The organism is Streptomyces sp. NPDC091272 (genome assembly GCF_044757485.1).
In the GTDB taxonomy this organism is placed as follows: domain Bacteria; phylum Actinomycetota; class Actinomycetes; order Streptomycetales; family Streptomycetaceae; genus Streptomyces.
On record NZ_JBIVVC010000002.1, the window covers coordinates 387719 to 401284 of the forward strand.

The following is a 13566-nucleotide window of genomic DNA, read 5'->3' on the forward strand; positions in this document are numbered from 1 at the left end:
GGACGACAGGACGGGACAGGTGGCACGACAAGTGCCAGCGGGTTCATACCCACCTAGCGCTACGGATCATAACTATCCGCATCCACGCATTGATCGGTGCACGGCAGCACGAGGGGCGCACGAGGGGCGGGCAGTTGGGGAGCGTGGCCGAAAACCGACGCTCCGGGGAAGCGGATTGCGCGGAGCCCGGCCGCACCGGAGCGCCAACGACGCGCTGCCTGCCGACCGGCCCGGCGCCACCCGCCTACCAGCCCGGCGCCACCTGCCCGGCGCCACCCGCCTACCAGCCCGGCGGGCGCGAGGAGGGCGGTGGCGGGCCGAAGGTGCCGCCAGGTGCGCCGCCGTCCGGCGCATCCCCGTACCCGGACGAGTACCCGGCCCCGTACCCGCCCGTGGGTCCACCCCCGTATCCGTCATAGACGTTCGGCGCGAGCCGCGGCGGGCCCTGCGCCCCCACTCCCCTGCGTCCCAGCACGAGCACCAGCAGCACCCCTGCCACCAGCCCGAACACCCACCAGCCGACCATGAGTTGCTCGACCAGGTCGAGCTCCCCGAGCCCCGCGAACAGGTCTGCCCGTACCGCGACCGACACGCCCGCCGCCCCGCTCACGCCGATCAGGCCCGCCCCCACCAGCCCCAGCGGCCGGGAGTGCACCGCGCGCGCGAGCGCCCCGCACGCGCCGGTGAGGGTTACGGCCACCACGACGAGGGAGGCCCAGCCGGCCGGCATCCCGAGCAGTTGCAGCGCGCCGCCCCCGCCGGTGAAGCGGTCCGCGTACAGCGACGGCGGACCCGGGTTCTGGACGTACCAGTACACCTCCCAGGCCGCCGCCCCCGCCCCCGCGAACCCCAGGAGCAGGAACGCCGCGACCCCGGCACCCCTGCCCGGTCTGGTCGGCGTGATCCCGCGGCCGTACGAACGCAGCGGCCTGCGCCCGGCCACCACCACGATCAGCAGCGCCGCCGCCAGTCCGAGCGCCACGAAGGTGCCGAGCATCGCCCGCATCCGCAGGCCGTGCGGATACACCTCGGCGATTCCCTCGGCCCACAGCGCGGGGGCCCGCACCGCGAGGGTGACCAGGCCGGTGACCACCAGCGCCGAGGCGGCCACCGGCGAGCGGAACGCCCCGAGTGCCACGACGACGTACACGCACAGCAGTACGAGGTCGTAGAGCGTGGTCGCGGTGAGGAACCGGTCCGGGCCGCTGCCCGCCCACGCCCACCACAGCCGGGCCGGGTCGTCGACGAGGCGCAGGTCACGCACGATCCACAGGGCGGTCAGGACGGCGAGGAGCAGGCACACCGCGCTGCCCGTGAACCGTGCGCCGCGTACGAGTGACTGAGGCTCCCCCGTCGGTCCCATGGACTGAATGTTCCCCCGCGGTAAGGGAGTTGAACAAGAGGACCGCGGTGCGCCCGGGTGGCGTTCCACGGGCCTGCGCCACGCGGCGCGCCGCCGGTCCGCACATGACGACCGGCCGGGGCGACATGGCGCACCCCGGCCGGTCCACGGCACCCGCACGGCCGCACGTGCACAGCCTGACGGCTGTGTATATCGCGGCCGGGTCGCGGGCGTTGCCCGCGTGTTAAGCCCGCACCGGGGCGCCCGCGGGTCAGCGCGGCACCACCACCCGCTCCTCCGCGAAGTGGCACGCCGAGTCGTGGGCCGCCGGGGAGTCCACGTGCCGGAAGACCGCCGGGACCGCCAGCGCCGGCACCTCTTGCGCGCACCGCTCCTGGGCCTTCCAGCAGCGGGTACGGAAGCGGCAGCCCGACGGCGGGTCGGCCGGGGAGGGCACGTCGCCGCTGAGGATGATGCGGTCGCGGTGGTCACGGGCGGACGGGTCGGGGACGGGCACCGCGGAGAGCAGCGCCTGGGTGTAGGGGTGCGTGGGGTGCTCGTAGATCTCGGCGTCGGTGCCGATCTCGACGACCCGGCCCAGGTACATGACGCCGACCCGGTCGGAGATGTGCCGGACGATCGAGAGGTCGTGCGCGATGAAGAGATAGGAGAGGTCGAACTCCTGCTGGAGCCGCTCCAGCAGGTTGATGACCTGGGCCTGGACGGACACGTCGAGGGCGGAGACCGGTTCGTCGGCGACGATGATCTCCGGGTTGAGGGCGAGACCGCGGGCGATGCCGATGCGCTGGCGCTGGCCGCCGGAGAACTGGTGCGGGTAGCGGTTGATGTACTCCGGGTTCAGACCGACGACGTCCAGCAGGTCCCGCACCTTGCGCCGGCGGTCGCCCTTGGGAGCCACCTCGGGATGGATCTCGTACGGTTCGCCGATGATGTCGCCGACCGTCATCCGGGGGTTCAGCGAGGTGTACGGGTCCTGGAAGACCATCTGGATGTTGCGGCGGACCGCCTTCAGCGCGCGGCCCGACAGCTTGGTGATGTCCTCGCCCCGGTAGCGGATGGCCCCGGAGGTGGGCTGTTCCAGCTGGACGAGCATCTTGGCGACGGTCGACTTCCCGCAGCCGGACTCCCCGACGATGCCCAGGGTCTCGCCCGCGCCGAGGCCGAAGGAGACGCCGTCGACGGCCTTCACCGCGCCGACCACCTTCTTGCGGACGATGCCCTGGGTGAGGGGGTAGTGCTTGACCAGGTCCGCCACCTCCAGGATGGGTTCCGCGCCGGACGCGGGGCGCAGCGCGCCGGCGTCGGGGACGGCCCCGGCGGCGGGAGGGGGCGCGCCGGCGTCGCGGTCGGCCCCGGCGGCGGGAAGCGGCGTGCCGGGGACGGCGTGGGCCCCGCGGCGCCCGTCGCCGGCGCCTGGGCCCTCGGGCATCTCGGTCATGTCAGCCATCGAGCGTCTCCTTCCAGAAGTGGCAGGCGCTCTGACGGTCCTCGGCCACGTCGTACAGCGGCGGCACATCGGTTCGGCAGACGTCCCTGGCGCGGGGGCAGCGGGGGTTGAAGGCGCAGCCCGGCGGGATGTGCAGCAGGTTGGGCGGCAGGCCCTTGATCGCGTACAGCTCCTGGCCCTTCTGGTCCAGGCGCGGGATCGAGTCGAGGAGGCCCTTGGTGTACGGGTGGGCGGGCCGGGCGTAGATCTTCTCGACCGGGGCGGTCTCGACGATGCGGCCCGCGTACATCACCGCGATCTTGTCGGCCACGTCCGCGACGACCCCGAGGTCGTGGGTGATCAGGATGAGCCCCATGTTCAGCTCGCGCTGCAGCTCGGCGAGGAGGTCCATCACCTGGGCCTGGACGGTCACGTCGAGTGCGGTGGTGGGCTCGTCCGCGATGATCAGTTTCGGTTCGAGGGCGAGCGCCATGGCGATCATGATGCGCTGGCGCATACCGCCGGAGAACTGGTGCGGGTACTGCCCGACCCGTTCCTTCGCCGCCGGGATGCGCACCCGGTCCATCAGCTCCACGGCCTTCGCCCGGGAGTCCTTCCTCGACATCCCGCGGTGCACGACGAACATCTCGCCGAGCTGGTCGCCGACGGAGAGCACCGGGTTGAGGGAGGACAGCGCGTCCTGGAAGATCATGGCCATCCCGGCGCCGCGGATCTTGCGGCGCTGCTCCTCCTTGAGCTTCAGGAGGTTCTGGCCCTCGAAGAAGATCTCGCCCTGGCGGATGCGGCCGGGGGGCATGTCGAGGATGCCCATCACGGCCTGTGCGGTCACCGACTTGCCGGAGCCCGACTCCCCGAGCACCGCCAGGGTCTCGCCCTCGTCGACGCTGTAGTTGACCCCGTTGACGGCCTTGGCCACGCCGTCGCGGGTCTTGAACTCCACGTGCAGGTCGCGCACTTCGAGCAGCATCTCAGCAGCACCCTCTATCGCAGCTTGGGGTCGAGGGCGTCGCGCACCGCGTCGCCGAGCATGATGAACGCGAGGACCGTGATCGCGAGGGCTCCGGCCGGCCAGAGCAGCATGTGGGGCGCGTTGCGGACGTAGGCCGACGCGGACGAGATGTCGATGCCCCAGGAGACGGTCGGGGCCTTCAGGCCGACGCCGAGGTAGGAGAGCGTGGCTTCGAGGGCGATGTAGGTGCCCAGTGCGATGGTCGCGACGACGATGACCGGCGCGATCGCGTTCGGGGCGATGTGCCGCAGCAGCATCCGCGAGTTGCCGGCGCCCAGCGCCCGCGCGGCCTGCACGTAGTCGTTCTGCTTGGCCATGATGACCGAGCCGCGTGCGATACGGGCGATCTGCGGCCAGCCGAGCAGCACGATGAAGGTGATGACCGGCCAGACGGTGGTGCCGGGTACGACGGACAGGAAGACCAGTCCGCCGAGGACGACGGGGATCGCGAAGAAGACGTCCGTGATGCGGGAGAGCACCGAGTCGAACCAGCCGCCGAAGAAGCCCGCGAGGCCGCCGAGGACGCTGCCGAGCAGGGCGACCCCGATCGTCGCGCAGACGCCGACGGTGACCGAGGCCCTCGCCCCGTACACGGTGCGGGTGTAGACGTCACAGCCCTGGCCGTTGAAGCCGAAGGGGTGGCCGGGCCCGGAGCCCTGCTGGGCCTTGCCGAGGTCGCAGGCGAGGGGGTCCCCTGAGGCGATGGCCGAGGGCCACAGCGAGATGAACACCAGGAACGCGATGATCAGCCCGGAGACGATGAAGACCGGGTTGCGGCGCAGGTCGTGCCAGGCGTCCGACCACAGGCTGCGGGCCCTGTCACCGCCGCCGGCACCGGGTCCCGGCGGCTGCTCCAGGCTGGTCGCCTCGGCCATCGCGAGGTCCGTCGCCCCGCCGGCCCCGGCCGGGGAGATCGCGCCGTCGTCGCGGGCGTTCTGCGGATTCTTGGGCTCAGGCATACCGGATCCTCGGGTCGAGAACGGCGTACAAGAGGTCGACGATCAGGTTCGCCACCAGGAAGACGAGCACCAGGACGGTCACGAAACCGACCACTGTCTGCGAGCTCTGGCGGACGATGCCCTGGTAGAGCTGGTAGCCGACGCCGTGGATGTTGAAGATGCGCTCGGTGACGATCGCGCCGCCCATCAGGGCGCCGATGTCGGTGCCGATGAAGGTGACCACCGGGATCAGGGAGTTGCGCAGCAGGTGCCGGGAGATGATCCGGCGCCGCGGCAGGCCCTTGGCGACGGCGGTGCGCACGTAGTCGGCGCGGGCGTTCTCGGCGACCGAGGTACGGGTGAGCCGGGTGACGTACGCCAGGGAGACCGAGGCCAGCACCAGCCCGGGGATGAGGAGTTCGTCGATGGTGGCGGCGGGCGAGACCGCCGGTTTGATCAGGCCCCACTTCACCCCGAGCAGCAGCTGGAGCAGCAGGCCCGTGACGAAGGTGGGGATGGAGATGACGACCAGGGTGAGCAGCAGCACCCCGGTGTCGACCGGCCGGCCCCTGCGCAGTCCGGTGAGGACGCCGAGGCTGATGCCGATGACGACCTCGAAGACGATCGCCACCACGGTGAGGCGGGCGGTGACGGGGAAGGCGGTGGCCATCAGCTCGGTGACCTTCTGGCCGTTGAAGGCCTTGCCGAAGTCACCGGTGAACAGGTTCCCCATGTACGTCAGGTATTGCTGCCAGACCGGCTTGTCGAGGCCGAAGTCCGACTTGAGCTGTGCGGCGGTCGCGGGATCGCACTTGCGGTCGCCGCACAGCCCCGCGACGGGGTCGCCCATCACGTTGACCATCAGGAAGATCAGCAGCGTGGCACCGAAGAAGACCGGGATCATCTGGAGCAGACGCCGGATCACATAACGTCCCATGAAGGGCTCCCGTGGTCGTCGTAACGTCGTCGGCGGGTGAACCGGGGCGTGACGGCCGTCAGCTGACCTTGACCTGGTTGTAGACCGGGATGCTGAAGGGGTTCAGCGTGACGTTGGAGGTGCGCTCGGAGTAGGCGGCGGAGCCGTTCTGGTACCAGAGCGGGATGGCGGCCATCTGGTCGGCGACGACCTTCTCGGCCTCCTGGAACTTCGTGGTGGCCTTCGTGGTGTCGGTCTCCGCGTTGGCCTCCTTCAGCAGGCCGTCGAACTCCTTGCTGGAGAACTTGCCGTCGTTGGACGAGGCGCCCGTCGCGTACAGCGGCTCCAGGAAGTTCTGGATCAGCGGGTAGTCCATCTGCCAGCCCGCCCGGAAGGGGCCGGTGAACTTCTGCTGGCCGGCCTGGCTGCGGAAGTCGGCGAAGGTGCCGATGGGGTTGCCGACACAGGCCTTGTTGTTGCCCAGCGCGTTGTTGATGCTGTTGCAGACGGCGTCCACCCACTCCTTGTGGGAGCCGGTGTCCGCGTTGTACGAGATCGTCATCTGGCCGCCGGGGATGCCGCCGCCCTCGGCGACCAGCTTCTTGGCCTCGGCCGCGTTGTACTCGCAGGCCGCGCCGCACAGTCCGGCCTTGTAGCCGCCCGCCGCGCCGAGCACCGGGGAGGTCCAGTCGGTGGCCGGGGTGCGGGTCTTCTGGAAGATCGTGTCGGTGATCTGCGCCCGGTTGATGGCCATCGACAGGCCCCGGCGGACCTTCGCGGAGCCGGCCTTGTTCCAGTCGGCGTCGTAGAACGGGAAGGCGAGCGTCTGGATGATGCCCGCCGGGGTGTTGAGGTACCGGCCGCCGACGTCGTTCTTGACGTTCTTGAGCTGGGCGGCGGGCACGTCGTCCAGCAGGTCGAGGTTGCCGGCCGTCAGGTCGGTGTACGCGGTGCCGTAGTCGGTGTAGACCTTGAGGTCCACGCCCTCGTTCTGGGCCTTGTCGGCGCCCGGGTACTCGGCCCACTTGCGCAGGTTCATCACCGAGCCCTTGTCGTACGACTTGACGGTGTACGGGCCGTTGCCGACCGGTGCCTTGAGGAAGCCGTCGTGGTCGTCGAAGAAGACCTTCGGCAGCGGTGCGAAGGCGGCGTAGCCCAGCGTCTCGGGCCAGGTGGAGAACTTCTGGCTGAGCTTGACCGTGAAGGTGTTCTCGCCGGTGACCTTCAGCCCCGACAGGGTGTCCGCGGTGGCCGCGCCCTTCTCGGGGTGGACCTTGTCGTAGCCCTCGATGTAGCCGAAGAAGGGGGCGCCCTTCTGCTTGTTCTTGAGGTGCGCGCCGTAGTTCCAGGCGTCCACGAACGACTTCGCCGTCACTTTCTCGCCATTGCTGAACTTCCAGCCGGGCTTGACCGTGACGGTGAAGTTCTGCGAGTCGGTGGTGTCGATCTTCTCGGCGAGCATGTTCTCGGCCGCGCCGGTCTTCGGGTTGTACTTCTTGAGCCCGCGGAAGAGCATCTCCAGCACCTTGCCGCCCTGCACCTCGGTGGTGTTGGCGGGCTCCAGGGGGTTCTGCGGATCGCCCCAGGACGCACTGACCACGCCCGCCTCGCCACCGCCGCTGCCGCCGCCCCCGCAGGCGGTGGCCGCGAGTGCGACGGCTGCCGCACCCGCGGCCCACTTGGCGTGCCTGGCTCCGCGCATGGAGTGCCTCCTAGAGTCCCAAAGACGACTTAGGGACCTATATCACCCCATGTACCTCGAAGGTGCATCTTTGCCGCGCCCATCTGCCTGCCCCCGCCCGGGCCGCGCACAGCTCCGCCCCCGTACCGGGATTCCGGTACGGGGGCGGAGCTGTCGGGACCCGGCAACCGGGCGCGGTGGGTCAGGCCGCGCCCACCACGTCCTTCTCCTCGGCGAAGTGGCACGCCGACTCGTGGGCTGCCGGGGAGTCCTGACCCACGAACCGGGTCGGGATCGCCAGCAGCGGCTCCTCCTCGGCGCACCTGTCCTCGGCCTTCCAGCAGCGGGTGCGGAAGCGGCAGCCCGACGGCGGGTTGGCCGGCGAGGGCACGTCACCGCTGAGGATGATCCGCTCACGGTGCTCACGGGCGGACGGGTCCGGCACCGGCACGGCCGACAGCAGCGCCTGGGTGTACGGGTGCGTCGGGTGCTCGTAGATCGCCGCGTCGGAACCGATCTCGGCCATCTTGCCCAGGTACATCACGCCGACCCGGTCGGAGATGTGCCGGACGATGGACAGGTCGTGCGCGATGAAGAGGTAGGACAGGTTGAACTCGTCCTGGAGCTTCTCCATCAGGTTGATCACCTGCGCCTGGACGGAGACGTCCAGGGCCGAGACGGGCTCGTCGCAGATGATGATCTCCGGGTTGAGCGCCAGGCCGCGGGCGATGCCGATGCGCTGGCGCTGACCGCCGGAGAACTGGTGCGGGTAGCGGTTGATGTACTCCGGGTTCAGACCGACGACGTCCAGCAGGTCCTGGACCTTGCGCCGCCGGTCACCCTTCGGGGCCACCTCGGGGTGGATCTCGAAGGGCTCCCCGATGATGTCGCCGACCGTCATGCGCGGGTTCAGCGAGGTGTACGGGTCCTGGAAGACCATCTGGATGTTGCGGCGGACCGCCTTCAGCGCGCGCCCGGACAGCTTGGTGATGTCCTGGCCCTTGTAGAAGACCTCGCCCGCGGTGGCCGTCTCCAGCGTCATCAGGAGCTTGGCGACCGTGGACTTGCCGCAGCCGGACTCGCCCACGATGCCCAGGGTCTCGCCCTGGTACAGGTCGAAGGAGATGCCGTCGACGGCCTTGACCGCGCCGACCTGGCGCTTGAAGAGGACGCCATGGGTGAGCGGGAAGTGCTTGACCAGGTTGCGGACCTGGAGGATCGGCTCCCCGCGCTCCACCGGCGCCTCGATGGCGGCGACGGAGTCCTCGACCGAGGCGGTCTCCACCGTCTCGACCTCGGTGACGTTGGGGGTCGCGTCCACGGCCTCATCCGACTTCTTGAGCTCAGCCATGGATCGTCTCCTTCCAGAAGTGGCACGCGCTTCCGCGGCCGGGCAGTTCGGTGCCGTCCCGTTCGGTGACCTGGACCAGGGCAGGGACGTCCGTGCGGCAGACGTCCTGCGCCATGGGGCAGCGCGGGTTGAACGCGCAGCCGCTCGGGATCTTCAGCAGGTTGGGCGGCAGCCCCTTGATCGCGTACAGCTCCTGGCCCTTCTGGTCCAGGCGCGGAATCGATTCGAGGAGGCCCTTGGTGTACGGGTGGGCCGGCCGCTTGTAGATCTCCGCGACCGGGGCGGTCTCCACGATCCGGCCCGCGTACATCACCGCGATCTTGTCCGCGACGTCGGCGACGACGCCCAGGTCGTGGGTGATCAGGATCAGGCCCATGCGGTACTCGCGCTGCAGCTCCGCGAGCAGGTCCATGACCTGGGCCTGAACGGTCACGTCGAGCGCCGTGGTCGGCTCGTCCGCGATGATCAGGTCCGGCTCCAGGGCGAGCGCCATCGCGATCATGATGCGCTGGCGCATGCCGCCGGAGAACTGGTGCGGGTAGTCGTCGACCCGCGCCTTGGCGGCGGGGATCTTGACCTGCTCCATCAGCTCGATCGCCTTGGCCTTGGCGTCCTTCTTGGACAGACCGAGGTGTACCCGGTACATCTCGCCGAGCTGGTAGCCCACGGTCAGTACGGGGTTGAGGGAGGACAGCGCGTCCTGGAAGATCATCGCGATCTTCCGGCCGCGGATCTTCCGCCGCTCCTCGTACCCCATCGTGAGCATGTCCTGCCCGCGGTAGAGGATCTGGCCCTGCGGGATCTTGCCCGGTGGCATGTCCAGGATGCCCATGATCGCCTGCGCGGTCACGGACTTGCCCGAGCCGGACTCGCCGAGGACGGCGAGGGTCTCGCCCGCCCCGACGGAGTAGTTCACTCCGTTGACCGCCTTGGCCACACCGTCACGGGTGTGGAACTCCACGTGCAGGTCGCGCACTTCGAGCAGCGGTGTGCTGTCCGCCTCACCCGGTCCGGGGAAGGGAGCACCTGAGGTTTCTTCGATGATCGTCACGACGCCCTCCTAGCGCAGCTTCGGGTCGAGGGCGTCACGGACCGTGTCACCAAGCATGATGAACGCGAAGACCGTAAGGAACAGCATGCCGGCGGGGAAGATCAGCACATGGAGGTTGTTGCGGATCTCCTCGCTGCCCGACGAGATGTCGATGCCCCACGAGATGGTCGGGTCGGCGAGACCCAGTCCCAGGTAGGACAGCGTGGCCTCGGCCGAGATGAAGCCGCCCAGCGCGATGGTGGCGACCACGATGGTGGGCGCGAGCGCGTTGGGCAGGACGTGCCGGAAGAGCATCCGGGTGGTTCCCGCACCGAGTGCACGGGCGGCGGTGACGTAGTCCGCCTGCTTGGCGGTGATCACCGATGCCCTCATCACCCGGCAGATAGACGTCCAGCCGAGGAACGAGAGCGCCGCGATGACGACGTACACCTTGCGCTCGGTGAACGCGTTCAGGACCACCATCGTGCCCAGCAGGAACGGCAGACCGAAGAAGATGTCCACGACGCGAGAAATGATCGAGTCGAGCCAGCCGCCGAAGTAGCCGGAGAGCAGTCCCAGCAGGCCGCCGATGAGGGTGATCGCGACGGTGACGCCGACACCGACGAGGATCGAGGCGCGGGTGCCGTGGATGACACGCGCGTAGATCGAACGCCCCTGGATGTCGTAGCCGAACCAGTCCGCCTGGAAGAAGTGCCCCAGCTCGGGCTTGGACAGGTAGTGGTTCGTCAGGTCGCCGGCCCGCGGGTCGGCACCGGTGAACAGGCCGGGAAAGGCCGCGATCACCAGCAGGACGAACAGCATGGTCGCCGCGGTCCAGAACATGGGGCGGTGGCGCAGGTCGAACCAGGCGTCGCCCCACAGGCTGCGGGGCTTGCCGGTCGCGGCCTTCTGCACGACCGCGGGGCCCGGGTCGGCAGCCGGGGGCGCGATGGCGTCCACTGCTGCGTCGGTCTTGGACTTGGTCACGTCAGGCATACCGGATCCTCGGGTCCAGGACCGCGTACAGCAGGTCGACGATCAGGTTGATCACCAGGATGATCAGGACGAACACCGTGACGATTCCGACGATGGTGGAACCCTCCCGCTGCTGAAGCGCCCTGTAGAGAAGGTTGCCCACTCCCTGGACGTTGAAGATGCCCTCGGTGACGACGGCGCCACCGATGAATCCGCCGATGTCCGTGCCGATGAAGGTGACCACGGGGATCAGGGAGTTGCGCATCAGGTGCACCCCGACGATGCGGCGTCGGGGCAGACCCTTGGCGAGGGCGGTGCGCATGTAGTCCGCGCGAAGGTTCTCGGCGAAGGTCGTACGCGTCAGTCGTGCCACGTACGCCATGGAGAGCATGGCCAGGACGAAGCCTGGCAACAGCAACTGCGTGATGTCCATCGAGTCTTCGACGTTCGGAGCCACCCAGCCGAGGGTGTCCGCGAAGAAGTAGCGGGCCAGGTAGCCCATGATGAACACCGGCACCGAGATGACGATCAGGGTGAACAGCAGGACACCGGTGTCCGGGGCCTTGCCCACCTTGAGGCCGGCCCAGGCGCCGAGCGCGAGACCGACGATCAGTTCGATGGTGAGCGCGACGACCGTGAGCCTGATGGTCACCGGGAAGGCGGCCGTCATCTCGTCCCAGACGGGCCGACCGCCGAAGGTCTGTCCGAAGTCGAGCTGGAACAGGTCCTTCATGTAGTTCAGGTACTGCATGTGAAGGGGCTGATCGAGCCCGAACTCATGACGCAGCGAGGCCAACTGGGCCGGGTCCGCACCCTTGTCACCGAACATCGCCCGGATCGGGTCGCCGGGAAGGATGTGAACCATAAGGAAAATCAACAGAGTGGTCCCGATGAACACCGGGATCATCTGGAGCAGTCGCCGAGCGACGTAACGCCCCATCATGCCTCCATGCCGTGAGGGGTCGGCGATGGCCTTCGCAGTTGTTCTCCGCCGCGGGGTAGGGGCGGTGAGTTGACGGGCCTACGCCTGCTTGCCGGCGCCGCCCCTCTGTGGAGGCGGCACCGGCAGGCTGGTCCCGAGACTTACTTCTTGGCCTTCACCTGAACGTCGGAGAAGAGCGGGTCGCCGTCCTGGCCGTACACGATCTTTCCGAAGACGTTCTTGGACTGGCCCGAGTTGTTCTTGTAGAACCACAGCGGGATGGCCGGCATGTCCTTCGCCAGGAGCTGCTCGGCGTCCTGGTACAGCTTCACCGTGTCTTCGAGCGTCTTGGCCTTGTCGGCCTTGGCCGCCAGCTCGTCGAACGCCTTGTTGGAGTAACCGCTGGTGTTACCGGCGGCCGTGGTGCCGTACAGGTCGCGCATGAAGTTCGAGTTGACCGGGTAGTCGAGCACCCAGCCACCGCGGTACATGGACTTGACCTTCTTGGCGTCACGCGCGTTCAGGTCGGTCGCGAAGTCAGGCTTCGAGTCGCCGACGCACTCGACGCCCGTGGACTGGCGGATCGAGTTGCAGACCGCGTCGACCCACGCCTTGTGCGGCTGGTCGGCGTTGAACTGGATCGAGATCTTGTTGCCCGGGACGCCGCCACCCTCCTTGATGAGGGCCTTGGCCTTCGCCGGGTCGAACTTCGTGATGTCACCGAGGGCGCCGGCCTTGTAGCCGAGCACGCCGCGGGCGACGTAGGAGTCCGCGGGCTCACGGGTGCCGTTGAGGACGGTCTTGGTGATCGTCTGGCGGTCGATGGCCATCGACAGACCCTGGATGACCTTGGGGTCGATGTCCTTGAACTGGTCCGTGTAGAACGCCGGGACGATCGACTGGACCGCGGAGTACTCCTGGTCGATCGCGCGGTCGCCCAGGTCCTGCTTGTAGTTCTTCAGCGCGGTGACCGGGACCTGCTCGATCCAGTCCAGCTGGTCCGAACGCAGCGCCGAGTAGGCAGACTCCGCGGTCGTGTAGTTCTTGAAGTCGATGCCACCGTTCTTGGCCTTGTTCGGGCCCTGGTAACCGTCGAACTTGCGAACCTTGATGAGCTTGTTGTGGTCCCACGACTCGAACTTGTACGGGCCGTTGCCGACCGGCTTCTGGCCCGCGGCCTTCGGGTCCTTGAAGAAGGACTCCGGCAGCGGTGCGAAGACGTCGTAGCCGAGCTTGTACGCGAAGTACGAGACCGGACCGGTCAGGCTGATCGTGAAGGTGTTCTCGTCGACGACCTTCAGACCCTCCATCTCGGTCTTCTTCGGGTCGCCCTTCTCCGGGTGGACATCGGCGTAGCCCTTGATGTCCGCGAACCAGCTGGAGTTGGTCTGGTTGTTCTTCGTGTTGGCGGACCAGTTCCACGAGTCCACGTAGGACTTCGCAGTGACCGGGGTGCCGTCGTGGAACTTCCAGCCGGCCTTCAGCTTGACGGTCCACACCGACGAGTCGGCGTTGGGAGTGACCGACTCGGCGTTGACGTTCTTCAGCTTGCCCGAGCCGGGCTCGTAGTCGACGAGGCCGGAGAAGATCGTGCGCAGGACGCGGCTGCCCTGGCTCTCCTTGGCGTTCGCCGGCTGCAGCGGGTTCTGCGGCTCGCTCAGCTGAGCGACCAGGATGCCGTTCGGGTCGGCCTTCCCGGCGTCCATGCCGCCGCCGCTCTTGTTGTCGTTGCCACCACAGGCAGTCGCAGCCAGGGCCACGACTATCGCTCCCGCGACCCACTTGGCGCTCTTGGCACCACGCATGGGGTTCCTCCTCATGAGTCCACTTGATCACTGCAAGAGGGGGCACAGGTGCACTCGCCGACACCCCTGACGGCGAGAAGATTCTGGTGCCCCAGTGTGCTCGTGAGTCGGCGCTCCCCACAGCGCGTG

The 13566-nt window shown here is 68.4% G+C and carries 11 protein-coding genes; all 11 read right to left on the reverse strand.

Annotation, left to right across the window (positions count from 1 at the left end):
• Window positions 1-280: 280 nt before the first annotated feature.
• The 11 genes from ACIQM4_RS06560 to ACIQM4_RS06610 all read right to left on the reverse strand — a co-directional run bounded on the left by ACIQM4_RS06560 (window position 281) and on the right by ACIQM4_RS06610 (window position 13437).
• Entirely contained in the window at window positions 281-1363 is a 1083-nt protein-coding gene (locus ACIQM4_RS06560) for a hypothetical protein (RefSeq protein WP_401586907.1), read from the reverse strand.
• A 250-nt stretch (window positions 1364-1613) separates the two neighbouring features.
• Window positions 1614-2801, reverse strand: coding sequence for an ABC transporter ATP-binding protein (locus tag ACIQM4_RS06565; RefSeq protein WP_401588142.1), 1188 nt, complete (start codon window positions 2799-2801; stop codon window positions 1614-1616).
• A gap of 1 nt (window position 2802) precedes the next feature.
• Entirely contained in the window at window positions 2803-3777 is a 975-nt protein-coding gene (locus ACIQM4_RS06570) for an ABC transporter ATP-binding protein (RefSeq protein ID WP_401586909.1), read from the reverse strand.
• 14 nt (window positions 3778-3791) lie between these two features.
• A complete protein-coding gene (locus tag ACIQM4_RS06575) occupies window positions 3792-4778 on the reverse strand; it encodes an ABC transporter permease (RefSeq protein ID WP_401586912.1) in 987 nt (328 codons plus the stop codon).
• A complete protein-coding gene (locus tag ACIQM4_RS06580) occupies window positions 4771-5694 on the reverse strand; it encodes an ABC transporter permease (RefSeq protein ID WP_401586914.1) in 924 nt (307 codons plus the stop codon). Before ACIQM4_RS06580 ends, ACIQM4_RS06575 begins: the two co-directional genes overlap by 8 nt.
• 58 nt (window positions 5695-5752) lie before the next feature.
• Entirely contained in the window at window positions 5753-7375 is a 1623-nt protein-coding gene (locus tag ACIQM4_RS06585) for an ABC transporter substrate-binding protein (protein WP_401586917.1), read from the reverse strand.
• 181 nt (window positions 7376-7556) lie between these two features.
• Complete coding sequence (locus tag ACIQM4_RS06590; protein WP_401586919.1) at window positions 7557-8705, reverse strand: ABC transporter ATP-binding protein; 1149 nt, start codon at window positions 8703-8705, stop codon at window positions 7557-7559.
• Entirely contained in the window at window positions 8698-9756 is a 1059-nt protein-coding gene (locus ACIQM4_RS06595; protein WP_401586921.1) for an ABC transporter ATP-binding protein, read from the reverse strand. Before ACIQM4_RS06595 ends, ACIQM4_RS06590 begins: the two co-directional genes overlap by 8 nt.
• A 9-nt stretch (window positions 9757-9765) precedes the next feature.
• Window positions 9766-10731 (reverse strand): ABC transporter permease, encoded by a 966-nt coding sequence (locus tag ACIQM4_RS06600; protein WP_401586923.1) that lies wholly within the window; start codon window positions 10729-10731, stop codon window positions 9766-9768.
• Complete coding sequence (locus ACIQM4_RS06605) at window positions 10724-11650, reverse strand: ABC transporter permease (protein ID WP_401588145.1); 927 nt, start codon at window positions 11648-11650, stop codon at window positions 10724-10726. Before ACIQM4_RS06605 ends, ACIQM4_RS06600 begins: the two co-directional genes overlap by 8 nt.
• A 143-nt stretch (window positions 11651-11793) precedes the next feature.
• Complete coding sequence (locus tag ACIQM4_RS06610) at window positions 11794-13437, reverse strand: ABC transporter substrate-binding protein (RefSeq protein ID WP_401586925.1); 1644 nt, start codon at window positions 13435-13437, stop codon at window positions 11794-11796.
• Window positions 13438-13566 lie beyond the last annotated feature (129 nt).